Origin of the sequence: Bradyrhizobium sp. KBS0727 (assembly GCF_005937885.2) — a bacterium.
Classification (GTDB): domain Bacteria; phylum Pseudomonadota; class Alphaproteobacteria; order Rhizobiales; family Xanthobacteraceae; genus Bradyrhizobium.
This window is the reverse complement of record NZ_CP042176.1, coordinates 5,168,743-5,192,836: the sequence shown is the minus strand read 5'-3', so window position 1 is coordinate 5,192,836 and position 24,094 is coordinate 5,168,743. Positions and strand designations below refer to the sequence as shown.

Annotated in this window: 20 protein-coding genes; 9 read left to right on the top strand and 11 right to left on the bottom strand. The window is 63.3% G+C overall.

From position 1 onward, the window contains the following. Positions 1 to 9 precede the first annotated feature (9 nt). Positions 10 to 3,339, top strand: coding sequence for a carboxyl transferase domain-containing protein (locus tag FFI89_RS24380; RefSeq protein WP_138830134.1), 3,330 nt, complete (start codon positions 10 to 12; stop codon positions 3,337 to 3,339). A gap of 136 nt (positions 3,340 to 3,475) precedes the next feature. Here the strand turns inward: FFI89_RS24380 and FFI89_RS24375 are convergent, their stop codons facing one another. From FFI89_RS24375 to FFI89_RS24350, 6 genes are all read right to left on the bottom strand, one after another. Next, positions 3,476 to 4,723, bottom strand: coding sequence for a CaiB/BaiF CoA transferase family protein (locus FFI89_RS24375; protein WP_371721683.1), 1,248 nt, complete (start codon positions 4,721 to 4,723; stop codon positions 3,476 to 3,478). Positions 4,724 to 4,734: 11 nt separating this feature from the next. After that, positions 4,735 to 5,772, bottom strand: a complete 1,038-nt coding sequence (dctP, locus tag FFI89_RS24370; protein WP_138830133.1) for a TRAP transporter substrate-binding protein DctP — start codon at positions 5,770 to 5,772, stop codon at positions 4,735 to 4,737. A gap of 29 nt (positions 5,773 to 5,801) precedes the next feature. Further along, entirely contained in the window at positions 5,802 to 7,091 is a 1,290-nt protein-coding gene (locus tag FFI89_RS24365; protein ID WP_138830132.1) for a TRAP transporter large permease, read from the bottom strand. Next, positions 7,088 to 7,636 (bottom strand): TRAP transporter small permease, encoded by a 549-nt coding sequence (locus tag FFI89_RS24360; RefSeq protein ID WP_138830131.1) that lies wholly within the window; start codon positions 7,634 to 7,636, stop codon positions 7,088 to 7,090. The genes FFI89_RS24365 and FFI89_RS24360 overlap by 4 nt, the downstream gene beginning before the upstream one ends. Positions 7,637 to 7,690: 54 nt before the next feature. After that, positions 7,691 to 8,722 (bottom strand): TRAP transporter substrate-binding protein DctP, encoded by a 1,032-nt coding sequence (gene dctP / locus FFI89_RS24355; protein WP_138830130.1) that lies wholly within the window; start codon positions 8,720 to 8,722, stop codon positions 7,691 to 7,693. 143 nt (positions 8,723 to 8,865) lie between these two features. After that, complete coding sequence (locus FFI89_RS24350) at positions 8,866 to 9,837, bottom strand: LysR family transcriptional regulator (protein ID WP_138830129.1); 972 nt, start codon at positions 9,835 to 9,837, stop codon at positions 8,866 to 8,868. A 40-nt stretch (positions 9,838 to 9,877) separates the two neighbouring features. Here FFI89_RS24350 and FFI89_RS24345 point away from each other — a divergent pair, with 40 nt between their 5' ends. The 3 genes from FFI89_RS24345 to FFI89_RS24335 all read left to right on the top strand — a co-directional run bounded on the left by FFI89_RS24345 (position 9,878) and on the right by FFI89_RS24335 (position 13,460). After that, a complete protein-coding gene (locus tag FFI89_RS24345; protein ID WP_138830128.1) occupies positions 9,878 to 11,107 on the top strand; it encodes a CaiB/BaiF CoA-transferase family protein in 1,230 nt (409 codons plus the stop codon). A gap of 11 nt (positions 11,108 to 11,118) precedes the next feature. Then, positions 11,119 to 12,072 carry a tripartite tricarboxylate transporter substrate binding protein gene (locus tag FFI89_RS24340; RefSeq protein WP_138830127.1) on the top strand — a complete coding sequence of 318 codons (954 nt, stop codon included), beginning with the start codon at positions 11,119 to 11,121 and terminating at the stop codon, positions 12,070 to 12,072. Positions 12,073 to 12,227: 155 nt separating this feature from the next. Continuing rightward, positions 12,228 to 13,460 carry an acetyl-CoA C-acetyltransferase gene (locus tag FFI89_RS24335; RefSeq protein WP_138830126.1) on the top strand — a complete coding sequence of 411 codons (1,233 nt, stop codon included), beginning with the start codon at positions 12,228 to 12,230 and terminating at the stop codon, positions 13,458 to 13,460. 76 nt (positions 13,461 to 13,536) lie between these two features. Here the strand turns inward: FFI89_RS24335 and FFI89_RS24330 are convergent, their stop codons facing one another. The 3 genes from FFI89_RS24330 to FFI89_RS24320 all read right to left on the bottom strand — a co-directional run bounded on the left by FFI89_RS24330 (position 13,537) and on the right by FFI89_RS24320 (position 16,083). After that, on the bottom strand, positions 13,537 to 14,829 hold the full coding sequence (locus FFI89_RS24330) for an OpgC domain-containing protein (protein WP_138835645.1): 1,293 nt from the start codon (positions 14,827 to 14,829) through the stop codon (positions 13,537 to 13,539). Between the two features lie 179 nt (positions 14,830 to 15,008). After that, the gene (locus FFI89_RS24325; protein ID WP_138835642.1) at positions 15,009 to 15,284 is read right to left on the bottom strand and encodes a hypothetical protein; all 276 of its coding nucleotides are present in this window, start codon (positions 15,282 to 15,284) and stop codon (positions 15,009 to 15,011) included. Positions 15,285 to 15,444: 160 nt separating this feature from the next. Next, positions 15,445 to 16,083, bottom strand: a complete 639-nt coding sequence (locus tag FFI89_RS24320) for a S24 family peptidase (RefSeq protein WP_138830125.1) — start codon at positions 16,081 to 16,083, stop codon at positions 15,445 to 15,447. 124 nt (positions 16,084 to 16,207) lie between these two features. Between FFI89_RS24320 and FFI89_RS24315 the strand changes: the two genes are divergently transcribed. The 3 genes from FFI89_RS24315 to FFI89_RS24305 all read left to right on the top strand — a co-directional run bounded on the left by FFI89_RS24315 (position 16,208) and on the right by FFI89_RS24305 (position 17,934). After that, complete coding sequence (locus FFI89_RS24315) at positions 16,208 to 16,741, top strand: GcrA family cell cycle regulator (RefSeq protein ID WP_138830124.1); 534 nt, start codon at positions 16,208 to 16,210, stop codon at positions 16,739 to 16,741. Positions 16,742 to 16,795: 54 nt separating this feature from the next. Then, positions 16,796 to 17,347 carry a DUF6456 domain-containing protein gene (locus FFI89_RS24310; protein WP_138830123.1) on the top strand — a complete coding sequence of 184 codons (552 nt, stop codon included), beginning with the start codon at positions 16,796 to 16,798 and terminating at the stop codon, positions 17,345 to 17,347. 116 nt (positions 17,348 to 17,463) lie between these two features. After that, entirely contained in the window at positions 17,464 to 17,934 is a 471-nt protein-coding gene (locus FFI89_RS24305; RefSeq protein ID WP_138830122.1) for a hypothetical protein, read from the top strand. 17 nt (positions 17,935 to 17,951) lie between these two features. On the opposite strand, the gene bamA is transcribed toward FFI89_RS24305, so the two are convergent. Beyond that, complete coding sequence (gene bamA, locus FFI89_RS24300; RefSeq protein ID WP_371721680.1) at positions 17,952 to 20,288, bottom strand: outer membrane protein assembly factor BamA; 2,337 nt, start codon at positions 20,286 to 20,288, stop codon at positions 17,952 to 17,954. 233 nt (positions 20,289 to 20,521) lie between these two features. Between bamA and FFI89_RS24295 the strand changes: the two genes are divergently transcribed. Further along, on the top strand, positions 20,522 to 21,574 hold the full coding sequence (locus FFI89_RS24295) for a hypothetical protein (RefSeq protein ID WP_138830121.1): 1,053 nt from the start codon (positions 20,522 to 20,524) through the stop codon (positions 21,572 to 21,574). Positions 21,575 to 21,620: 46 nt separating this feature from the next. Here FFI89_RS24295 and FFI89_RS24290 read toward each other — a convergent pair whose 3' ends face one another. After that, positions 21,621 to 23,186 carry a winged helix-turn-helix domain-containing tetratricopeptide repeat protein gene (locus tag FFI89_RS24290; RefSeq protein WP_138835638.1) on the bottom strand — a complete coding sequence of 522 codons (1,566 nt, stop codon included), beginning with the start codon at positions 23,184 to 23,186 and terminating at the stop codon, positions 21,621 to 21,623. 125 nt (positions 23,187 to 23,311) lie between these two features. Here FFI89_RS24290 and mddA point away from each other — a divergent pair, with 125 nt between their 5' ends. Further along, positions 23,312 to 24,082 carry a methanethiol S-methyltransferase gene (gene mddA / locus FFI89_RS24285; RefSeq protein WP_138830120.1) on the top strand — a complete coding sequence of 257 codons (771 nt, stop codon included), beginning with the start codon at positions 23,312 to 23,314 and terminating at the stop codon, positions 24,080 to 24,082. Positions 24,083 to 24,094: the final 12 nt, after the last annotated feature.

Sequence of the window (24,094 nt, the reverse complement as noted above, 5' to 3'; positions counted from 1 at the left end):
GAAGCATTCATGTCCTTTCAGAAATTGCTGATCGCCAACCGCGGCGAGATCGCCATTCGCATCGCGCGGGCTGCGAGCGAAGCCGGCCTTGCGACGGTCGCGATCTATCCGGCCGACGACGCGCTGTCGCTGCATGTCCGCAGCGCCGACACGGCCCACGAGATCCCGGGGCGGGGCGCGCGCGCCTATCTCGACATCGAGGCGGTCATCGCCGCCACCAAGGCCACGGGTTGCGATGCGCTGCACCCCGGTTACGGTTTCCTGAGCGAGAACTCGGCGCTGGCGCGGCGTTGTGCGGAAGAGCAAATCGTCTTCATCGGTCCGTCGCCCGAGGCGCTCGATCTGTTCGGCGACAAGGGGCAGGCCAAGGCGCTGGCGACGCAGTGCGGCGTCCCCATCATCGAGGGAACCGAGGGACCGACCAGCCTCGACGACGTCAAGGCCTTTTTCGCATCCCAGGGCGACGGCGCAGCTGTGATGATCAAGGCCATCGCCGGCGGCGGCGGCCGCGGCATGCGGATCGTCGAGGATGCCGCCAAGCTGGACGAGGCCTATGCGCGCTGCCAGTCCGAGGCCAAGGCCGCGTTTGGCAGCGACGGCGTCTATGTCGAGCGGCTGATCCGCAATGCCCGCCACATCGAAGTGCAGATCATCTGCGACCAGCATGGCGCGGTCAGCCATCTCTGGGAGCGCGAATGCACGATCCAGCGCCGCAACCAGAAACTGATCGAGGTGGCACCGAGCCCCTCGCTGACCGATGGCCTGCGTTCGCGCATCATCGATGCCGCCAAGAAGCTGGCGGCTGCCGCGAACTACGGCAACCTCGGCACCTTCGAATTTCTAGTCGATAACGAGGCTCAGGGAAAAGACAAGGGCGACGACAAGGCGTTCGCCTTCATCGAAGCCAACCCGCGGCTTCAGGTCGAGCATACCGTGACCGAGGAAGTGCTGGGCGTCGATCTGGTGCAGGCGCAGCTTGCGGTCGCGGCCGGCGCCACGCTGGGCTCGCTCGGGCTGGCGCAGGCCTATATCCCAAAGCCGCGCGGCTACGCCATGCAGCTCCGCGTCAACATGGAAGTGATGGACGAGACCGGGGCTACCAAGCCGACCGGCGGAACGCTGTCGATGTTCGACCTGCCGTCTGGCCCCGGCGTGCGCGTCGATACGTTTGGCTACTCCGGCTACAGGACCAGCGCCGCCTTCGACTCGCTGCTCGCTAAGGTGATCGTGCATGCGCCGGGCGGGAAATGGACCGACGTGGTGCAAAAGGCGCAGCGAACGCTGCGCGAGTTCCGGATCGGCGGTGTCGCCACCAATATTCCGTTCCTGGCCGCGATCCTGGCGCATCCGGATTTTGCCGCCAACCATGTCAGCACCGGTTTTATCGATGCACATGCCGCCGAGTTGGTCGGCGCCGCCAGGGAAACCACGGCGGAGTCGTTGCTCGCCGAGGCCGGCAGCGCGGCCGAGAACGGCGCGCCCAAGGCCGAGACCTCGACGGCAGGCCCCGCTGGTTCGGTTGCGGTCCCCGCGCCGTTGCAGGGCACCATCGTCGCGATCGAGGTGCGGGAAGGCGATCTCGTGCGCCCCGGCCAGCAGATCGCCGTGCTGGAATCGATGAAGATGGAGCATCTGGTGACGGCGCCACACGGCGGCAAGGTGACCAAGGTGATTGCGGGCGCCGGCGTGACCCTGATGCAGGACGAGGCGATCCTGTATCTCGAACCCGCCGAGATCGACGCCCATGACATAGCCGAGGAAGAGACCGTCGATCTCGATCACATCCGCCCTGACCTGGCCGAGCTGATCGCGCGCCACGCCATCACGCTCGATGAAAATCGCCCGGCCTCGGTCGAGCGTCGCCGCAAGACCAACCAGCGCACGGCGCGGGAGAACGTCGCGCAACTGGTCGACGAAGGCTCGTTCGTCGAATACGGCTCGCTGGCGATCGCGGCGCAACGCCGCCGCCGGAAGGTCGACGATCTCATCATGAACACGCCGGCCGACGGCCTGATCTCCGGCGTCGCCACCGTCAACGCCGACAAATTCGGCGCCGAGGGCGCGCGCTGCATGGTGATCTCCTACGACTATACCGTGCTGGCCGGCACGCAAGGCCACATGAACCACAAGAAGATCGACCGCATGCTGGGCCTGGTCGAGCAGTGGAAGTTGCCGCTGGTGTTCTATGCCGAAGGCGGCGGCGGCCGTCCCGGCGATACCGACCGGCTCGGCATGACCGGCCTCGACGGACCGTCGTTCGTGCAGTTCGCAAAACTGTCCGGGCTGGTGCCGGTGATCGGCGTCGTCTCCGGCTATTGCTTCGCGGGTAATGCCGCGATGCTCGGCTGCTGCGACGTCATCATCGCGACGAAAAATGCATCGATCGGCATGGGCGGCCCCGCGATGATCGAGGGCGGCGGCCTTGGCGTCTATCACCCGGCCGAAGTAGGCCCGGTGTCGTTCCAGTCGCCGAATGGCGTGATCGATATCCTCGTCGAGGACGAGGAGGAGGCGACTTCGGTCGCGCAGAAGTATCTGTCGTATTTCCAGGGCGCGGTCGCGGACTGGAAAGCGCCGGACCAGCGGCTGCTGCGGCGGGCGATTCCGGAAAATCGCCTGCGGGTCTATGACATCCGGACCGTCATCGATCTCGTCGCCGACGAAGGATCGGTGCTGGAAATCCGCAGGGATTTCGGCGTCGGCATGATCACGGCGTTCATCCGCATCGAGGGCAAGCCGTTCGGCCTGATCGCCAACAATCCAAAGCACCTCGGCGGCGCGATCGATGCCGCGGCCGGCGACAAGGCCGCGCGCTTCCTGCAGCTCTGCGACGCCTTCGATATTCCGATCGTGTCGCTGTGTGACACGCCGGGCTTCATGGTCGGTCCCGAGGCGGAAAAGACCGCGATCGTGCGCCACGTCGCGCGCATGTTCGTGACCGGCGCCAGCCTCACCGTGCCGCTGTTCGGCATCGTGTTGCGCAAGGGCTACGGTCTCGGCGCGCAATCCATGATCGGCGGCGGCTTCCACGCCTCGTTCTTCACGGTGGCATGGCCGACCGGCGAGTTCGGCGGCATGGGCCTGGAAGGCTATGTGCGGCTCGGCTTCCGCAAGGAGATGGAAGCGATCGCCGATCCCGTCGAGCGCGAGAACTGGTACAAGGCCAAGGTCGCCGAGCTCTATGCCAACGGCAAGGCGGTCTCGATCGCCTCGGTGCTGGAGATCGACGAGGTGATCGATCCCGCCGATACCAGGCACTGGATCATGTCCGGCCTGCGCTCGGTGCCGAAGCCCGAACCGCGCAACCACCGCAAGCGGCCGTGCATCGACGCGTGGTAGGTCCCGTTCCCGTCATTGCAATGACGTAGAGGGAGCTGTGGCGCAACGCGGCCGTCTCGAAGGGCGACGGCCTCCAGCCGGGCCGCGCACCCTCGCGGCTCGCCCAGCGGTGCAAGTGCACCGCAAGGCTCCCGCCTCAGGATGACTGATTGAGATCGGTGTTGTCCGACTCAATCAATGCGCCTTCCACCGCAAGTGCTGCAATTTCGTCTTCCGAAAACCCGGCCTCGCGCAAGATCTCGCCGCCATGCTCGCCAAGCCGCGGCGGGTGATGCCGGATCGAGGGAGGGGTCTTGCTCCAGGTCGCGGCGGGGCCGGCGACGCGCAGCGGGCCTTCGGTCGGGTGGTCGATGGTGTGAAGCAATCCGACCGCGGCGAGATGCGGGTCGTCGATCAGGCTGTCGAGGTCGTGCATCGGCGCATGCGGAATGTCGGCCTCGTTGAAAAACGCCATCCATTCGGCCGTGGTGCGGGTCTTCATCACTTGCGAAAACCAGTCGTAGACGAAGTCGTAGTTCCTCGTGCGCGCGCTGATGCCGTTCAGGCGCGGGTCGCGGTCGGCTTCGTTGACGAGGCCGATCAGGCGAAAGAACGCATTCCACTGCTTGTCGGAGTAGACCAGCGCGCAGACATAGCCGTCGCTGGTCTGGTAGGGCCGGCGATCGGGCGACAGCAACCGCGAATAGCCTGCTGGCCCGATCGGCGGCTCGAAACTGCGGCCGGCCATGTGATCGCCAAGCACGAACTGCGCCATGGTTTCGAACATCGGGATTTCGATGGCTTGGCCTTCGCCGCTGCGCTCGCGGTGAAAAAGCGCCGCCAGGATGGCGTGGACCGCATTCAGCCCGACGATCCGGTCGGCCATCGTGGCCGGCGAGTAGCGCGGCTCGCCGGTGATCTTTCCGGTCAGCGCCGGCAATGCGGTCAGGCCCTGGATCAGGTCGTCATAAGCGGGCCGTCCGGCATAGGGACCGGTTTCGCCAAAACCGTGCAGGCTGGCATAGACCAGCCGCGGGTTGATCGCGAGCAGATCGTCGGCGCCGAGCCTGAGCCGGGCCATCGCCGCCGGCCTGACATTGTGGACGAAGACATCGGCGGTCGCTGCCAGCCGGAGCAACGCCGCGCGCCCGCCGGGCTTCTTGAGGTCGAGCACGATGGAGCGCTTGTTGCGATTACCCTGCAGATACATCGCGCCCATTTTGGGATGACGCATCGGGGCGGCGAAGCGCATGACGTCGCCGTCGGGGCTCTCGACCTTGATGACGTCGGCGCCGTAGTCGCCGAGGATCATGGTCGCATAGGGACCCATCATCACACTGGTGAGATCGAGGATCCTGACGCCGGCGAGCGGTCCCGCCGGCGCGGAAGTTGTGGTGCTTGTCACGGGATGCCCGGTCAATGGCCCGCGGCCAAAGCCTCGGTTAAGGCCTTGTACACCTCGGTGCCGGGCTTGTTGCGCTTGTTGATGTCCTTGACCCAGTCCTCAGCCACTGCCTTGAACGCGGTGTCGAACACTTTCTTGTCCTCGGCGCTGAAGTTGATCACCTTCATGCCCTGCGACTTGATCTTCTCGGCCGCCGCCAGTTCGCCATCCTCGAAGCGCTTACAGCCTTCGCGCGTGGTCTGCTCACCGGCCTCGACCAGCACCTTGCGGACGTTCTCGGGTAGCGACTTGAATTTGGCTTCGCCGATCGAATAGGTGAAGATCGCTGTGCCGAAGTTCAGGCCCTCGGTGCCGGACTTGAGGATCTTGCCGAACTCGTACGACACCGAGCTCTGGTACGAAAAGATCAGGCCGTCGAGGGTGCCACGGGTCAGCGATTCATAGATCTCGGGCGCGGCCATACGAACGGGAACGCCGCCGATCGAGCGCATCATCAGGTCCATGGCGCCGCCGGTGGTGCGGATCTTCAGACCTTCGAGATCCTTGGCGGTCTTGACCTCGCGGCTGTTGGCGAGCTGGATCTGATAGGCAGGCAGCGCGATGGTCACCAGTGGCCTCAACTGATTGGGTCCGAATTCCTTGGTCTCCAGGATTCCGCCATTATGCGAAATCTTGTAGAACGCGAGCGAGCCTTGGCATTCGGTCTGGAAGATGCCCGGTAATTCGGCGACCGCGGTCAACGGATATTTCTCCGACGAGTAGGACGGGACGATATAGGAGATGTCGGCGACCCCGGCGACGGTGAGTTGCGCCATGTCCTTGGCCTTGCCGAGCTGCTCGGCGGGGTATTCCTGAAATGTCACCTGCCCGCTGGTGCCCTTGGTCACCAGCTCCATGAACGGCTTGGCCACCAGTTCATGAATGACGTGACCAGCAGGAAGGCTCTCGGCGAGGCGCAGCGTGATCTTCTCCTGCGCCGCGGCGGGGTATGCCGCGGTGGCAAGGAAGGTCAGCCCAAGGACGGATCGTTTGTTGAGACCTGCGATCATGAGATTTCGCTCCCGTTATTGTTGTTGCCTCAGTAACCCATCTTGATGGGCAGCCAGAGAATGATCTGCGGCCAGACCACCAGGATCGCGATCGCGAACAGATGGGCGACGAAATGCGGAAACACGCCGTGGAACACTTCAGCGACCGGTCGTCCCGAATAGCGTGCCACCACGAAGCAGTTCAGTCCGACCGGCGGCGTGATCATGCCGACCTCGGCAGTGACGATCTTGATGACGCCGAACCAGAGTGGATCGTAGCCCAGCGATTTGATCAGCGGCAGCACGATCGGAACCGTGAGCACCAGGATCGCGATCTGGTCCATGAAGGAGCCGAGCACGATGTAGCCGAACAGGATGATGGTCAGGATGATCCAGGGGGCGACATGCAGGCCGCCGACCCAGGCCACCAGATTTTGCGTCACCTGCGTCAGAGTAAAAAAGTAGCCAAAGATCGAGGCGCCGAACAGGATCATTGCGATCATGCAGGTGCCGTGAGCCGAGCGCAAAAGCGCGCTGCGCAGCGACTGCGGATTGATCTTGCCCTTCCAGATCGCAAGCACGAAGGCGCCGAATGCGCCGAGGGCCGAGGCTTCGGTCGGCGTCGCGACACCGGTATAGATCACACCGGTCACCATGCCGAACAGCAACAGCATCGGACCGACCACCCGGAGCATCCGGAATTTCTCGGCGAGCGAAACCGCGGGCGCCGAAGGCGCACGCGACGGATCCTGCCAGGCCAGGAACCAGACGGTGGCCATGATGGTGAAAGTCACGAGAATGCCGGGGATGACGCCGCCGATCAGCAGCGCGCCGATATTCACTTCGGCGAGCAGCCCATAGATGACGAGCGCCACCGACGGCGGGATCAGCATTGCGAGCGTGCCTGAAATGGCGACCACGCCGGCTGCCATTTTCGGCTCATAGCCCTGCTTCAGCATCGCGGGCAGGCTGGTTGCCGACAGCGTTGCAGCCGACGCCGTGCTGGTGCCGCAGATCGCGCCGAACCCTGCGCCGGCGAGCGCCGTTGCCATGCCGAGACCGCCGGGGATCTTGCCGACCCAGGCGGCGGTCGCCTTGAACAGATCGTCGGCAATGCCACTGACCAGAACGAACTCGGCCATCAGCAGGAACATCGGGATGGTGATCAATTCGTAAGACGTCACCGCCGACAGCGGCGCGGTCTGCAGGATGCCTGACAGCATCGGCATGCCGCCGATCAGATAGAGCCCGAGGACACCCGAGCCCGCCATCGCAAAGCCTACCGGGGTGCCGATCGCGAGAAGCACGAACAGCACCACCATCGCCAGAGTGAGAATCATTCGAAGGTTTCTCCGGCGGCGTGGGCGGCAGGCAGCGCGATCACGGCGCGCCCGGTGGCGAGTGAGAGGACATGACCGATCAGGTGCGCGGCCAGCCGGAGAGTGATGAGCCCGGCGCCGAAAGGTACCATGCCGATCGAGGGCCACATCGGCCACGGGATCGCGCCGGCCATGACGTCGGAGGAGCGGAAGCTGTCGGCGGCGCGCAGGAAGCCGAGATAGGCGATCAGCGCGAACACCGTGATGCCGACGATGCAGGTGACGATCTCGGACAGGCGGATCATCGGCGGCGAGAATTTCTGCTGCAGTATATCCACGCTGACATGCGCGCGGTCGGTGTAAGCCTCGGAGAGAACCAGGAAGAAAATACCCGCCATCAGATACAGCGAGATCAGGTCATAGGCCCACGAGAACGGCTTGTTGAAGGCGTAGCGCATGATGACGTCGCCGAACACGATGATCATGATCGCAAACATGAACACCGCGGCAATGGTCGAGGCGATCTTCTCGATCGTGGCCAGCACCTTTAATATTCCGTCGAGCAAAATTCACCTCCCCAGGTGCCTATCTTGCAGGCTGCGGCGAACCGCGTCTTGCGTCTATTTGGCGGAAATGGCCGCTACCGCCGCGTCGAATTCCTTCAGCGCGTCGCTGCCGCGCTTGCCGCGCCCGTCCAGTCCTTCCGACCAGGTCTTGGCGACGCCCTTCATCAGGTCCTTGAACTTGACGTTGACCTCAGGCGAGAGGGCATCAAAACGAATGCCCTTGGCTTCGAGCGACTTCTTGGTCTCGTCGTCCGACTTCTGCACCGACTGGCAGGCGGAAGGAATGATCTCTTCAGCGACATCGACCATCGCCTTCTGGATCTCCGGAGTCAGCTTCTTCCAGGCGCTGTCGCTGATCGAATAGGAGACGATGAAGCTGCCGAAGCCGACGCCGTCGGTGGAATATTTGACGAGCTTGTCGGCGCCATAGGCGACCACGCTCTCGAGCGGAAACAGCAGCCCGTCCATGGTGCCGCGCGACAGCGATTCATAGGCGTCGGGGGCCGCCATGCGCACCGGTACGGCGCCGATCGCGCGCAGGGTAAGGTCCTGCGCGCCGCCGGTGGAGCGCAATTTCAGGCCGGTGACATCAGCGGGATCCTTCACCGGATTCTTGACGGTGAAGATGCGGTATTGCGGCAGGCTCACGGCGAGCAGCAGGCGGATGTTGTTTGCGGTATAATCCTGCTCCGCGATCACGCCGGTCCGCGCCTGCTTCCAGTAGGCGAGGGTGCCTTGGCAGGAATGCTCGAACGCTCCTGGCAGCATCGCCACTTCGGAGACCGGCATCTTGTCCGACGTATAGGCCGGGGCGACATAGCCGATATCGGCGACGCCGGTCTGCGTCAGCTTCAGCATGTCGGTCGCCTTGCCGAGCTGCTGGGCTGGATAGTGCTCGAAGGTCACCGCGCCGTTGGTACGCTTCGTGACCTCTTCCATCCAGGGTTCAAGGATTAGCTTGACCAGATAGTGGCCCTTCGGAAACGAGTCGGCCACGCGCAGTTTCACCGGGTCCGCGGCCTGTGCCAGAACGGTTGTTGCAATCAGAAGGCCGGAACCGGCAAGCGTTCGCAGAAGCGCGACCATATCTCCTCCCAAGATTTCCTCCCAAGGGACATGTTGTTGTTTGAAATAGCTGCGCATAAAGGAAATTGATCGTCAAGGACGGCGCTCCGGCTGAAGATGATGGGCCTCACAACCGGGGGACGCAGGGCCTGAGACCAAATGCTTCAGGAGGTCGCGGGCCGCCTGGGACGCGCCGTTGGTCCGCGCTTCGGCGCAGCCAGTTTTCGGATCAGGCGCGTCACGATCTCGGCCGCGGCCGATAGCGGCCGGTGCGAGCCGAACGACATCCAGGTTGTCTGTTCGATGGTCGGACGCACGATTCGCACGGCGCTGAATTCGCCGGAAGCGATTTCGCGGGCGAACACATGCGCGGGCGAGATGGTGGCAAGGTCGGAGGCGCGGATGGTCTCGCCGATCAGCGAGGTCGAACTCGCCTCCAGCCTAATATCGAGGTCGAAATGCTGGGCTGCGGCGAGGCCGGTCAGAAGGTTTGTCAGGCTGTTCGGCCGCACCGGCAGCGCCAGCGGGACATCGGCAAGGGCGCGCAACGCCACCTCGGCGCCTTTCGCGATCGGGTGGCTGCTGCGGATGATCAGATGGGTGTCCGCGCGCATGATGGCCTCGGCGTTGGCGACCCGGCCGCGCCGGTAACGATTATAGACCGCGATATCCACCCGCTGGGTTGCGAGCCATTCCTCCACCTGGCCGCTATAGCCCTCAAGCACGCGCAGCCGGATCCCCGGATAATCGTCGCGCAGCAATGCGGTCAGCCCGGCGACGAACGCGCGTGATGCGACCGGCACCAGCCCGAGCGTGACTTCGCCGGAAGGCCGGTCGCCGGGGCTCTTGGCGGCCTGCTCGAAGGCCAAGGCATCCGCGATCAGCGCGCGTCCCTGCGGCAGCACCCGCTCGCCGATCTCGGTCAGCGCGACCCCGCGCCCGGTGCGGTGAAACAGCCGGCCGCCGACCGCGCGCTCCAGCGCCGAGACCTGGCGGCTCAAGGCCGATTGCGCGATGCCGAGCGCATTCGCGGCGCGGACATAACTGCCGTGCGTCGCGACTTCGACGAATGCCCTGAGGTGTCGCAGCTCCATCTGCCGGATATGCCGTTTCAGCAATTCTGAATTATCTGGCATGATCCTACAGCATGGATTGGCGCCCGGCTAGGATGCCGGCATGAAACCTTCAGCCGCATCCTCCGCTTCACCCCGTCCTTCCGGCCCGCTCGTCGGCCTGCGCATCCTCGATATGTCGACCGTGGTGGCCGGTCCGTTCGCAGCAACTCTGCTGGCCGATCTCGGTGCCGACGTCATCAAGGTCGAGTTGCCGGGCAAGGGCGATCCGCTCCGCGAACTGGCGCCGCACAAGAACGACGTGCCGCTGTGGTGGAAGGTCACCAACCGCAACAAGAAGGGCATCACGCTCGATCTGCGCAAGCCGGACGGCATGGCGCTGCTGGCGCGGCTGCTCGGCGACCGTGATGTCCTGATCGAGAATTTCCGTTCCGGCACGCTAGACCAGTGGGGTATCACCCGGGAGTGGCTGCAGCAGATCAATCCGCGGCTGACGATCCTCCGCGTCACCGGCTTCGGGCAGACCGGGCCTTATCGCGACCGTCCCGGCTTTGCGCGGATCTTCGAGGCGATGAGCGGCTTCACCCGGATGTGCGGCGAGGAGGGCGGCTCGCCGCTGCATCTCGGCTATCCGATCTCGGATGCGATCGGCGGACTGTTCGGCGCGGTCGGCGTGCTGTCGGCGCTGTACAGGCTGAAGGAAGAGCCGGCGGCGCGTGGCCAGGAGATCGATTGCTCGATGACGGAAGCGATGCTGCGCACGCTCGACTTCCTCGCCATCGAATACGACCAACTCGGCGTGGTGCGAACCGCCAGCGGCAATCGCAGCCAGTATGCCGCGCCCGGCAATATCTATGCGACCGGCGACGGCAAATGGGCATCGATCGCCGCTTCCACCCAGAGCATCTTCGTCCGGCTATGCGCCGCGCTCGAACTCGGGGACTTGCTGGGCGATCCCAGGTTTGCCGACAATCCGGCGCGGGTAAAAAACCGCGACGCGCTGGATGCCATCGTTGGCGGCGCCATCGCGCGTCTCACCTTGGCGGAACTGCGCACGCGGTTCGAGGCGCACGAAGTCGGCTTCTCGCCGATCTATGACGCCGCCGATATCTTTGCCGATCCGCACTTCATCGCACGCGAGACCATCGTCAGTGTGGCTGATCCGGAACTCGGTAACGTCCGCATGCAATGCGTGGTGCCGCGCTTCTCGGAAACGCCGGGCGCGGTGCTCAGCGCCGGCCCTTCGATCGGCCAGCACAATGATGAGATCTACGCCGCGCTGGGGCTGACGCCGGATGAGATAGACCGGCTGCGCGCCGCGCGCATCATTTAGGGGAACGACCAATGAAACGCATCGTGGTTGTCGCGCTGGCGCTGTTCCTGGCCGCACTGGCACCGGCGCAGGCGGCCGAAGTGTCGCGCATCGTCGTCGGATTTCCGCCAGGGCAGGCGACGGATATCATCGCCCGCCTGATCGCCGAACGCATCGGTCCGATCCTTGGTGAGACGTTCATCGTCGAGAACCGGCCGGGGCAGGGCGGCAGTATCGCGCTTGCAGGCCTCGCCAAGTCGCCGCCGGACGGCCGCACGCTGGTGCTGGCGCCGCTGGCCTCGATGGTCGCCAATCCGCATCTCTATAAATCCGTCGGCTACGATACGTTGAAGGATTTTGCGCCGGTGGCGCTGATCTGCGACTTGCCGATGCTGCTGGTGGTCAACCCGTCATTGCCGGTGAAGACCGTGCCGGAACTGATCGCCTATGCGAAGGCGCACCCCGACAAGTTCGTCTACGCGTCTTCCGGCAATGGTACGCTGTCGCATCTCGGCATGGAAGACTTCAAGCGGCGCGCCGGCATCACCATGCTGCACGTCCCCTATCGCGGCAGCGCACCGGCAATGACCGACCTGATGGCGGGCGTCGTGAACAGCGCGATGGATACGGTGGCCGTGACCCAGCCCTTCATCCAGTCCGGGGGCTTGCGGCTGATCGCGAGTGGTTATTCGCAGCGCGTGCCGGCCTTTCCCGATACGCCGACGCTGGCCGAACAAGGCTTTCCGGGCTTCGGTCTCGCAGCCTGGCTCGGCTTCGTGGTTCCGGCGGGAACGCCGAAGGAACGGGTCGAGGCGCTCAGCGCCGCGATTATCAAGGTCGTTCAATCCGACGACATCGGCCAGAAATTCGTGGCCCTAGGCGTGATTCAGCGCACGGCCGGACCGGAAGGGTTTGGCGCGTTCATCAAAAGCGAATATTCGCGCTGGGGTGACATCGTCAAGGCGACCGGCGCCAGGGTTGATTGAAGGGCACGTCGGAGGTGTCCGGATGCGGGGGCAGGGTGAATTGACTTTGGCGCATGATCGGCTGCAAATGCGGCCAATCAACAGGCTTCTCCAAGAAATCTCGTAAAGAAACCTCGCAAAGAAATTTCGTAAAGAAAACCCGTGAAGGAAACACCATGGTTGACGCGCTGATCATCGACGCATGCAGGACGCCGCGCGGCATTGGCAAGGCCGGCAAGGGTGCATTGGCGGGTATCCATCCGCAGCAACTCGGCGCGACTGTATTGCGCGCGCTGGCCGATCGCACCGGCATCAATACCGCCGATGTCGATGACATCATCTGGGGAACCAGTTCCCAGCGCGGTCCGCAGAGCGGCGATCTCGGCCGGATGTCGGCGCTCGATGCCGGTTACGACGTGCGCGCCAGCGGCGTGACGCTGGATCGCTTTTGCGGGTCCGGCATCACCAGCGTCAACATGGCGGCCAACGCCATCATGTCCGGCTCCGAGGATCTCGTGATCGCCGGCGGCACCGAGATGATGTCGATGGAAGGCCGCCGCGGCGAGGGGCCGTTCATGATGGACAACGGCAATCTCCGCCTGCGCGCCCGGCATCCGCAGTCGCATCAGGGCGTTTGCGCCGATGCGGTGGCGTCGCTCGAAGGCATCACGCGGCAGGACGTCGATCAACTGGGCCTTGAAAGCCAGAAGCGGGCGGCGGCCGCGATCAAGGGCGGCCATTTCGACAAGAGCCTCGTGCCGGTCTACCACGAGGACGGCAGTCTCGCGCTCGACCGCGAGGAATATCCGCGCCCGCAGACCACGCTCGAAGGGTTGGCCGGACTGAAGCCGGCCTTTTCAGCGATTGCCGACTATCCGCTCGACGACAAGGGCACCACCTACCGCAATCTCATTCTCGAAAAACATCCCGGCCTCGACATTAACTTCATGCACCATGCCGGCAATTCCTCCGGCGTCGTCGATGGCTCGGCCGCGATCCTGCTGGCCTCGCCGAGCTATGCCAAGGCGCATGGCCTGAAGCCGCGTGCTCGTGTGGTCGCGATGGCGAACATGGGGGACTCGCCGACTCTGATGCTGAATGCGCCGGTGCCGGCGGCCCGCAAGGTGCTGGCCAAGGCCGGCCTCACGATCGACGATATCGACCTGTTCGAGATCAACGAAGCCTTTGCGGTCGTCGCCGAAAAATTCATTCGCGACCTCAAGCTCGACCGCGACAAGGTCAACGTCAATGGCGGCTCGATTGCGCTCGGCCACCCGATCGGGGCGACCGGTTCGATCCTGATCGGCACCGTGCTCGACGAGCTGGAGCGACGCAATCTCAAGCGCGGCCTGGTGACGATGTGCGCCGCCGGCGGCATGGCGCCGGCCATCATCATCGAGCGGGTCTAGGCTTTCTTGGTTTGACGCGTTTTCTTCACGCGAACCGGTAACACCCTCGGATCAAGTCCGAGGGCATGGCCTTCGCTCAAATCCGAGGCATGGTGGCAGGAAGGTCTGTCGAACATGATTGCGGCCGTGACGAAGTTTGGCTGGATCGATCAGGCCAGCCAATCGATCCGTGCTCATATTGAGCATGCGCCGTAGGAACCAGCGTCGCGGCTTGGTCAGGACTGTGCGAGCGCGCGGGCTTTAGGTCCTGCCGTCTGGACCAGGACACGTAATAGGCAACGCCTGTCATGGCGGCAATTCCGGCAATGCTGACGAGGACCTGCATGGCGAGTGAATCTGGACCCGTGATCAGGATGAAGTGTCCGGCAAACGACAGGAATACGCCGGCGCAGAACACGGGCAGCCATTCTTCGCCGCACTTCATGAGCGGCTGCAGCGCCGGCCATTGAAAGCCGCGCCAGTCCCGTGGCACCAAGTGGCTGAAGAGGAAAGCCAGCGCCAGGAAGTGCAGCACCCGGTAGGGGGCGATGCTTTCCTTGTCGTTGGGAAGGAAAGTATCGAGCACGGGCTCCGGCATCATCGCGGCGAGCTGCGGGAATTTCCCGGCCAGCGTCACGATCAATGCGAACAGCAGGTACAACAGCGCCGCCATGCGCAGGAGCGAGATTTCCTGCAGCGCGTGGATGGCGCGCATCGCCTTGGCGCGGCTCAGGGCAAGCCAGCCCCCAAGCACAAACAGCAGTTGCCAGCAGAAGGGATTGAAATACCAGCGTCCATCCGGATAGGCCGACAGGTTCCAGTCGAGATGCCGGGCCACCATGTACAAGCCGACCGACCCGGCCATTGTCAGGCCAGGGCGGCGCATCATCCCGAACAGCACGAACGGGAAGAATGCCATCAACACGATGAAGAGCTGCAGCACATCGAGGTTGAGCGGCTTGGCCTGCAGCAACAGGCCGTAAATCAGTGTCCGGATGGTGTGATCGACGATCCCGGTAACATTGAATTCGCCGATGATTTCGGGTGCCGCGGATTTCCGCGCGACGTATCCGATCAGGTCGATATAGATCACGAACAGGACCACATAGGCGGCATAGAGCTGCCACAGCCGCTTGAAGACGCGGGTGACCGTCACGATGAAGCCGCGCTCCAGCATCATCCTTCCGTAGAGGATAGCGGCGGTATAGCCGCCGACGAACACGAACAGGTCGGTGGCACCGCTGAATCCGTAATTGCGCATGGTCAGCAGATTGACCGCGTTGTGCGGAACGTGATCCAAAAAGAGAAACCAGGCCGCGATTCCGAGCAGGAGACAGAGCCGGAGATCGCCGTCGCGCGCGGCAATCTCGGCCTTCATGGAAGGATACATTGAGAGTTGAGAACTTTGCATGCCGGAGGAATTGAGTCGCGAATCTAGCGCGACTGTCCGCCACGTTCGAATAGACTCTGCGTGAAGGAAAATTAAGCCGATTGCCAGCGCCTGGAATTGGTAGACGATCACAATTTTTTGAGGAAGGCGCTTTTGAGGAAGACCGCGATCGCGCGCCCTCAAATCGTCTCATGCTTGCGCCGATCGCGAACATGATCGAATTGGTTAGCCTGCAGATCGGGGCCCGCCGCGTCGATGTCGGGCAGGGCGGCTTCGCTCAGTATATCGGCGGTGATGTCCTCGACCGAGCAATCCGCGATTTCATGAATGAAGCTGATGTTCGCGTATTCGCCGGACGCGATCCGCGAGACGACCTTGCGACGGGTGATTTCCGGGTCGACGACGGCCTCGCGGCCGCGCCGGCCGTAGTCGACCATCACGACGAAGTATTGCATGCTGGCGATCTGGCCCTCATCCGGGGAATGGGAATCGAACGACGGCATTATTTCTGAAAATCAGAAAAAAGTCCAGCGCAAAATTCGGCAAATCGGAAAGACGTCGCCCTGGCGGCTCTGTCCGGGTCCGTCGGGCAGAATCACCCTACTGTCGGGCCGGTTACTTTTCCGGCGTCCGTCCGCCCGGCGCCTTGGCCGCCTTGCGCGTCCGCGTCAGCGCCTTGTTGCGCAGCCGTTCGATCTGGCCTCTCGGCAGAGTGACGCAGATCTCGCCGATCCATTCGAGCTTTACTCCGCTGATCGGCTTGGCATTGAAACTTGTGAGATTGACCAGTGCGGCGGATTTTCCCCGCTCGATCGTCTTCAGATAGCGTTCGCCGGTCTTCAGGCGCACGGCGGCTTCCTCGCCGTAGAAACTCGACAGCGGATGATGCTGTTCGCGAAAGACCACGATAATATCGCCATTTTCGTATTTGGGCAGCATGGAATCGCCGGCGACCTCGAACGCGATGGTCTCTTCGGCTATCGGGAAGGGCAGTTCGACCTCGCCAAGGCCTTCCGGCGGCACCTGCTCGTGCTCGGGCTCGATCGAGGCGCCGGCGCCGACGCGGCCCATGATCGGCACCGAGTTCAGTTCGAGATACTCCATGATCGGCGCGATTTCCGACGCCTTGATCAGGCGAATCCCCGACAGGATCTCGGAGACCGCGCCCGGACGAACGCCCATGGCCGCGGCGAGACCGCCCTTGGTCTTGCCCGGCTTCTCCAGTCCGCGTTCGATCAGCCTGATGTCCAGCATGGCTCATCCTTTCCGAATTTCAGAAATGATAGCAATTCCGATTATCAGAAATCAAGCTTGACTTTGATTTCGGAATATCAGAAATTGAGGGCGGGCCGGGCGTGACAGGGAAGAGGTGGGAGTAATGGAGCAGACAAGCTGGCCGCCTGAGCATTCGGACGCCCTGCGCAAGCATCTCGCCGAGCGGCTGCCATTTTCGGAGATCGTCAAGGCGATCAACCTGAAGTTCAAGACGGCCTATACGCGGAACGCCGCGATCGGCCGCGCCAGGCGAATGGGACTTGGCGGTCCCGATCGTCCACAGCCCCTGCTGCAGGCGGAGCCGCCGCGGCTGGAGAGAATTGTCAAACCTCGGCCGGCCGAGCCCGGATGGGCTGCGCTACGCTGGCCGACACCACCTCTGAAGGCGCAAGAGCCGCCGAAGCTGCGTTGCGCCGGAGTCGAGCCGCGCCACCTTTCGCTGATCGAGCTCGAGCGCGGCGATTGCCGCTATCCCTATAGCGGCGACCAAGAGGGCGAAGCCATCACCTTCTGCGGTCACCCGCGCCGGCCCGGTTCGAGCTATTGCACGCCGCATTTTCATTTGAGCCGCGATCCCGTCGTGCCGCCGGAGCGCGAGGCCGGCGCCATCTGGCTGCGGATCGTGGAGACGGCGTAACGAGGATTTTTCAACCCGCATTCGAATGTCATTGTCGAAAGGAGACCGCCAGATATGCCCAAAGCGAAACGCAAAAAGCCCCACAACCCCGCCAAGGCGCATGACCGACGGGCGCGGGATCTGTTGCGCAACGCCGAAGTCGCGACCGTCGAGGTCGACAATCCACTTGCGCTTGATCCCGGCGAGAAGATCGTGGCGCTGCGCTCGATCCGCAACGATCCGCTGGGGCGGTTGCATTCGCACCGCCAGATCGACGAGGCACAGTATCAGGCCGGACGCGCCTTCCAGAGCGATTGGGAAAAGGCCGAGCGGGGCCCGCGCGCGGTCGATCCGACCCGGGAATATGTCGATGGCGGCCAGATGCGCGAACCGATCACCGAAGGACAGCGCAAGGCGGTGCTGCGGCTGAACCGCGCCGAGCGCGAACTCGGCGCCGACGGCTCGGCGCTGGTTCATGATGTGCTGGTTCACGGCATGTCCATGGAACAGATCGGGCAGCGGCGGGGATTGCGCACCCAGCGCTGGCGCGACTATTTCGCGAGGCGCTTCTACGAATGCCTCGACCGTCTGGCGCTGATCTACGGGTTCGCGACGCAGAAGCGCTGACGGTCTGCATCGCGCGCGGACCTGCGTCGAAGGCCATTTCGGTGGAAATACGGCCGTCGGGGAATGAACCAAACGGCGCCCGGCGCCGTCAAAACGCGGTAACCCGGGGGGCCATCATGAAAGACGCCGTTGTAACCTGTCTTCTTGCCTGCATTGGTGCAGCGATGGCTGTCGCTGCCATCGCGGCCGATGCAACCTATCTCGGGACCTGGAAGGTTTCCGGCGCAACGACGGCGCCGTGGGCCGATCCAGAACTGAAGCCCGACGTTGCGGAGCAGGCGCGCCTGATCGGCAAGGCCGTCGTGTTCAAGACCAAAGAGATCGCCGGGCCCGAGCCCCTGGCCTGCAAGTCGGCGCACTACAAGGAAAGGAATTATACGGCCGATATGATCTTCCAGGGCGCGTTCGAAGAGATGAAGTCAAAGGACAAATCGGTCGACCTGAACAAGATTGCCGCTTCGCTCGGCTTTACCGGCAATGGCATCAAGACGGTGGAAACCGGATGCGAGATCGACTTTCATTTCGTCGATGCAACGACGGCTGAAGTCGGCCTGAACAACACGGTCTATACGCTGAAGAAGCAGTAGCGGTGCTCGCCTGCAGGCTAGAACCCACCGGCGCTGAATCGCAGCGGCTGCACCACGTCGTAGGCGGCTTTCGTCAGCGGCACGGCGTAGTCGACGGTCAGGGCACCGAACGGCGACGCCCAGGTCAGGCCGGCGCCGACCGACGAGCGCACGACGCTCTTGTTGGCGACCTGCAGCGAGGCGGTCGATCCGCTGTAACGAAACACGCTGCCGGCATCGACGAAAGCGCCTGCCTTGAGGCCGTATTCATCGGGCACGCCGGGGATCGCGCTTTGTAGTTCCGCGGTCGTTGCCCAGTACATGCTGCCGCCGACATTATCCATGGTGGTGCCGGGCGTCAGATCGCGCGGCCCAAAGCCGTTGGGCGCAAACCCCCGCACCATGGTTGGGCCGCCGAAGAAGTTGTTCATCAGCGGCACCTGCTGGCCGCCCCATCCGGTGATATAGCCGCCTTGCGCCCGAATCATGCCGACCAGGTCGCTGTTGATCGATTTGTAATAGCGCACGTCCTCGGCGGTCCGCAGGAATTTGACGTCGCCGCCAAGGCCGGCCAGATCCTGGCTGAGCTGCGATTTGATTCCGCTGGTCGGGCTCTTGGTGTTGTCGAGCGTGCTATAGGTCGCGGTGCTGCCGGTGGCGGAAACCCAGGCCGGGCCGGCGGCGGCCGCCTGCTGGATCGGCAGCGATGGCGTCAGGCCGGAGCCGTTCGGCACCAGCGTGATGTTCTGGTTGTAGATCGAGTAGCGCCACTGCATGCCGAGTTGCTCGTTGATCGGCGTGCCAAGTTGCAGCGTCGCGCCGTAGGTGGTGCTGGCATAGGACTGGTAACTGGTGGCGTCATTTTGTCGGCCGAACAGCTCGATCCCGGCCGAAACCTTGGTGCCCAGGAAATATGGCTCGGAAGCTGCCAGATCGACCCCGCGGGCATATTGACCGTAGGTGAAGGTGGCCTGCACGTTTTTCCCCGAACCGTAGAGATTGCGCTCACCGACCTTGAGTTCGACGAGGGCGCCGTCGGTGGTGGAGTAACCGCCGGCGATATTGATATCGCCGGTCGACTGGTCGATGGCCTCGACGTCGAGCACGATCCGATCCGGCGTCGAGCCAGGCCTGTCCGAGATCTTGACGGTCTTGAAATAGTTCAAGTTCTTCAGATGCCGCTCGGCCCGATCGATCAACGTCTTGTTATAGGGATCGCCCTCGGCGATATCGAATTCGCGCCGGATCACGTAGTCGCGGGTGCGCGTATTGCCGTGGATATCGATACGCTCGACATAGGTTCGAGGCCCCTGATCGATCACGAAGGCGATGTCGATGCGTTGGGCGGCGGCATCGCGGTCGAGGCGGGGTGTAGCCCGCGCAAAGGGATAGCCGAGCTTTGCCATCTCGACGGCGAGGACTTCGGTGGACTTGTCCAGTGCGTTGGCGTCGAACACCGCGCCTGCATGGGCGAGCGGCAGCCGGCGAAGCTTGTCGCAATCCAGCTCCGGAATGTCGCAGCTGACGCTGACGTCGCCGAAATGATAGAGCGGGCCCTCGTCGATCGCGAAAGTCAGCGCAAACCCCTTGATCGCCGGATCGTATTCCGCGCTGGCGGAAACCACGCCAGCGTCGGCATAACCCTTGCTGCGATAGTAGATTCGTAGTTGTTCCCGATCCTGCGCGATGCGATCGGGATCGTAGACGTCGCCGCCGGTCAGGAAGCTCAGCATGTTCGTTTCCGACGTCTTGATGACGGCGTTCAGCTGTCGCTTGCCGAAAACATGATTGCCGGTGAAATGGATCTGCCGAACCGTGGTCTTGGCGCCTTCGGTGATGGCATAGATGAGGTCGGCGCGGCCGTTGCCGCGGTCGATGATCTCGGGTTCGACCCTGACGTCGTCGCGACCGACATGCCGGTAAGCCTCGATGATGCGGCCGACGTCGGCCTGCACCGTGGCGCGCTGCAGCGTGCCGCGCGGCTTGGACGCAATCGCCGCCGTGAGATCGGCGTCCTTGACCTTCTTGTTGCCTTCGAATGCGACGCGGTCGAGCACAGCGGCCTCGGACAGATGCACGACAAGCCGCTCGCCGGAACGATCTATGGAAACGTTGTCGAACAGGCCGGTTGCGATCAAGGCCTTCAATGCCGCATCGCGCGCGGCCTCGTCGAACCTTCCGTCCGGCGCGGCGTGAAAATACGACCGCACCGTTTCCGCATCGACGCGGCGGTTTCCCTCGACGACGATCAGGTCGTGCGACGGCTCGGCGGCAACCGATGTCACGGATAGCAACGCGAGCGTACCGGAAAGCCAGCACGCGGCGACGCGCCATCGGTGCGACCGCTTGCAATGCGTGATGCACAAGGTCTTCACGTCGGTCTCCCATCCGCCCGGCGCCGATCGAATTGCCTGCGCTGGGCGAAAAAATGTCTCCCGTAAGGTGAGTTGCAGGCCGAGGTAGTCCAGGCGCCACAATTTGAACGTCTTGATAGACCGTTCGGTTCTCAGAATTGTCGCAATAGCCGCTTCATGCTTCGTGCTCGAAAGAGACCGGGACGTTCGCGCAGTGGCTGCGCCACGCGCCAGCCTTTCGCCAGGAGCATCACATGCGTTATGCGGCCCTCGTTGCAGCCTCGCTCATGCTGATCCAGTCCGCCCATGCAGAGAAGACGCCGGATGTCGATGCGCGTGCGTCGCTCGGCGTGGTCCAGCAGTGGATCTATAACTACCGCGCGAAGCCGGACTACGCGCATGTCCCCGCCGCCGTGCGCGTACTGTTTCATTCGCAGACCTTCAAGGAGCCGGAAAACGCCGGCATCTATCTCGGCTTTATCGCGGGCGCGATCGGATCCAGTCCGCTCAAGGCCGAGCAACTCATCGCCGGCCTGTTTCCAGTCCCGCCGGAAGACGAATGGGTGATCGTCCGCGCCATCGCCTATTCGGGGCTGCCGGACTGGAGAAACATATTGCGCCGGGTGGCCCCGCGAATGCCGGCGCGGCAGGTGATGATCGACAGCTATCTTTCGGGCAAGCTGCCGACGCTGACCGATATTCCGCTGGAAGAGGTGAAGCCCGGCATGCTCGACAAGCTGAAGGGGGCCTTCACCAAGAACCCCTTCGCCAAGGACGACAAGAAGCTGAACACGACGCTGACATTCGCGAGCAACCAGGATCTGCTGGACACGCTCTGGGGATATTACTTTGCAACCGGCTCGCATGCGCCGATCCAGCGCATCCTGCAGATGCTGCCGTGGAGCAGGAGCCGGGATACGGTCGACAAGCTGACGGTCGGGAGCATGGCGCGCTATACGCTGGCGAGTTATGCGATCCGCGATGGCGGTTTGCGCGAATATCTTCGCAGCGAACTTGGCAAGCAGCCGGCGGCGGTCAAGGCGCCGCTTGGTGAAGTGATCGAGGCCGCCGACACCGTGCAGATCGCGGCGTTGCGCAAGGATGCGCTCGCGGCCGTGGACGAGCTCAAGACCAAGGGCTCGGACAGCCGGCGCAATCTCGACTTCTGGGGGCAGGTCGGTGTCGGCGCAGTCGCGCTCGGTTGCGTCTCGGCGGCGGCGCTGGGGCAGGTGGCGGTGGGCATTCCCTGCGTGATCGGAGGTTCGGCCTCGCAGGGGCTGCTGTCGTTCTGGGAGAAGCAGCAGTGATGGCGGAGCAGCCGTGGCCGCTCCAGTTGGAGTCTAATCCGGTTCCCTACTCAAGTCCCGCGCGGCGAAAGCCTTCGAGATAGTGCTCGCGATCGGCATCGAGTTTCCAGGGTAGCTGGGTCGCGATCCAGGCGAGCGAAATATTGGGCTGGGTCCGGCGCAATTCCGCAAGTGCCGCCTTGGCGACGTCGATGTGTCCGGCCATGCCGGCGGCAACTGTCAGCACCCGGTAGGCGCCGGTGAGATCGCCACGCTGCCGGGTCGCCTCGCGCGCTAGCGTCATTGCCTCACAATAGTTCTTCCCGACGAACTGGGCGTAGGCGGCAACGCCGTGATAGATCGCTGAGGACGGATCGCGCGGGCTCTGGCGAATGGCACGTTGCGTGGCCGCATAGGCGTCCTGCCAGCGACCGCTATAGCACAGCGCCAGGGCGTAGTAGCCTTGCGCCAGCGAAAAATTGGGGTTGAGCTGCAGCGCCAGTTCGAATTCGGCCAACGAATTGTCGAGCCGGCGGGTCGAGAAATAGACGCTGCCGAGCGCGGTATGCGCCCAGGCGTCCTCGCCGTCGGCCGCGATGGCCGCCAACGCCGCCCGCTCGGCTATCGGGGCGGCGGACGCAATATCGGTCCAGCCCAGATGCACGCCGAACATCTGGTTGGTCGCAATCAAGGACAGCGCCTGACCGTAGTCCGGATCGATCGCAATCGCTTTTTCCAGCAGGGCCTTGGCGGCAGCACTGTCCGTTCGCGTTACCCGCCAGTGATGCGACAGCGCCCGCATCACCAGGTCCCAGGCGTCCACGCTGTTCGGGGCCTTGCGCCGGCTGCGAAAATTTTCCGCGGCATATATCTGCGGCTCGATCGCCGTCACGATGGCGTCGGTGATCTCGTCCTGCACGGCGAACACGTCGGTCAGGTTGCGGTCGTAATGCTCCGCCCAGATGTGGCTGCCGGTCGCGGTATCGTTGAGCTGCGCGGTAATGCGCACCCGATCGCCGCTCTTTCGCACGCTGCCCTCGACGACGTAGCGGACGCCGAGTTCGGCAGCGATCTGCTTCATGTGCACCGCCTTGCCCTTGTAGGTGAACGAGGAGTTGCGCGCGATTACGAAGAACCAGCGCAATTTCGACAGCGCGGTGATGATGTCCTCGCTGATGCCGTCGGAGAAATATTCCTGTTCCTGGTCGTCGCTCATGTTGTCGAACGGCAGCACAGCGATCGCCGGCCGGTCCGGCAACGGTAACGCCGGCTGCGGCTGCTCGGCGCCTTCCTGCAGTGCGGCAGCCGGCGGACCGCCGTCAGAATGCTTGTTCACGGCGCCGACGAAGCGAAGGCCCTTGCGCGGAAAGGTCCGGATCAGCTTCTGCTCCTTGCCGTTGTCGCCGACGGCATTTCGAGCGGCGTTGATGCGGCTGTCGAGCGTGGAGTCCGACACGATCCGGCCGCCCCATACCAGGGCGATCAGGTCGTCCCTGCTGACGACGTGGTCGCGGTGCTTCAAGAGATGGACGAGCAGATCGAACACCTGCGGCTGCGTCGCGACCAGCTCGCTGCCGCGTCGCAATTCGCGGCGGCTGGTATCGAGGGTGTGATTGTCAAAGCTGAATGTCAGGTACGTCATCGTAACTTTCTCAAGAAACAATCAAGTCAACCTCAAGCAACAGGCAAAGTCTTCCGGTCGTGTATCCCGCATAAACCGGGAGTTGCGATCCAATTGCCTGCAGCGGAGACATTTTTATGACCGAAGTCGATGCCCTTGGCCCGGCGGCGCCGGGTAACCGAATGCTCAAATTGACTGCATTTCTGTTCGGCGCTGTGGCCTATCTCACATTTCTCTTCACGATTCTGTATGCCATCGGCTTCGTCGCTGGCCTTGTTGTGCCGAAAGCCATCGATACCGGTGCGAAATCTCGCGTATTTGAAGCGTTCGCGATCAATCTCGCACTGATGTCGTTGTTTGCCCTCCAGCACAGCGTGATGGCGCGCAAATCGTTTAAACAATGGTGGACGCGGTTTATTCCCGAACCGGTCGAGCGCAGCACCTATGTGCTGCTCGCAAGCCTGACGCTGCTCCTGCTGTTCTGGCAGTGGCGTCCGATGCCGGCGGTGATCTGGCACGTCGAGGAGCCGGAAATGGCCGCGGTTGTTACCGGATTGTCGTTCGTCGGCTGGGTGATCGTTTTCACCAGCACCTTCCTGATCAATCATTTCGAACTGTTCGGATTGCACCAGGTTGCCAACCATCTTGCCGGACGGGAGATGTCGTCGCCGGTGTTCCGGACGCCGCTGCTCTACAATTTTGTGCGGCATCCGATTTACCTCGGCTTCATCATCGCCTTTTGGGCGGCGCCGACGATGACCGCGGGACACCTGTTGTTTGCGGCGGTGACGACGGCGTATATCTTCGTCGGCATTCTGCTGGAAGAGCGCGATCTCACCGCGATGTTCGGTGACGACTACCGCCGTTACCGGGAGCGGGTCTCGATGCTGCTCCCGTGGCGAAACTGATCTGAACGACCC

Bases quoted from the DNA above. Each gene is read 5' to 3' on its own strand.
- FFI89_RS24380 (WP_138830134.1), top strand. From the start codon at position 10: ATGTCCTTTCAGAAATTGCTGATCGCCAACCGCGGCGAGATCGCCATT.
- dctP (WP_138830133.1), bottom strand. From the start codon at position 5,772: ATGATCGCAGGTCTCAACAAACGATCCGTCCTTGGGCTGACCTTCCTT.
- FFI89_RS24365 (WP_138830132.1), bottom strand. From the start codon at position 7,091: ATGATTCTCACTCTGGCGATGGTGGTGCTGTTCGTGCTTCTCGCGATC.
- dctP (WP_138830130.1), bottom strand. From the start codon at position 8,722: ATGGTCGCGCTTCTGCGAACGCTTGCCGGTTCCGGCCTTCTGATTGCA.
- FFI89_RS24350 (WP_138830129.1), bottom strand. From the start codon at position 9,837: ATGCCAGATAATTCAGAATTGCTGAAACGGCATATCCGGCAGATGGAG.
- FFI89_RS24345 (WP_138830128.1), top strand. From the start codon at position 9,878: ATGAAACCTTCAGCCGCATCCTCCGCTTCACCCCGTCCTTCCGGCCCG.
- FFI89_RS24340 (WP_138830127.1), top strand. From the start codon at position 11,119: ATGAAACGCATCGTGGTTGTCGCGCTGGCGCTGTTCCTGGCCGCACTG.
- FFI89_RS24335 (WP_138830126.1), top strand. From the start codon at position 12,228: ATGGTTGACGCGCTGATCATCGACGCATGCAGGACGCCGCGCGGCATT.
- FFI89_RS24330 (WP_138835645.1), bottom strand. From the start codon at position 14,829: ATGTATCCTTCCATGAAGGCCGAGATTGCCGCGCGCGACGGCGATCTC.
- FFI89_RS24325 (WP_138835642.1), bottom strand. From the start codon at position 15,284: ATGCAATACTTCGTCGTGATGGTCGACTACGGCCGGCGCGGCCGCGAG.
- FFI89_RS24320 (WP_138830125.1), bottom strand. From the start codon at position 16,083: ATGCTGGACATCAGGCTGATCGAACGCGGACTGGAGAAGCCGGGCAAG.
- FFI89_RS24315 (WP_138830124.1), top strand. From the start codon at position 16,208: ATGGAGCAGACAAGCTGGCCGCCTGAGCATTCGGACGCCCTGCGCAAG.
- FFI89_RS24310 (WP_138830123.1), top strand. From the start codon at position 16,796: ATGCCCAAAGCGAAACGCAAAAAGCCCCACAACCCCGCCAAGGCGCAT.
- FFI89_RS24305 (WP_138830122.1), top strand. From the start codon at position 17,464: ATGAAAGACGCCGTTGTAACCTGTCTTCTTGCCTGCATTGGTGCAGCG.
- FFI89_RS24295 (WP_138830121.1), top strand. From the start codon at position 20,522: ATGCGTTATGCGGCCCTCGTTGCAGCCTCGCTCATGCTGATCCAGTCC.
- mddA (WP_138830120.1), top strand. From the start codon at position 23,312: ATGACCGAAGTCGATGCCCTTGGCCCGGCGGCGCCGGGTAACCGAATG.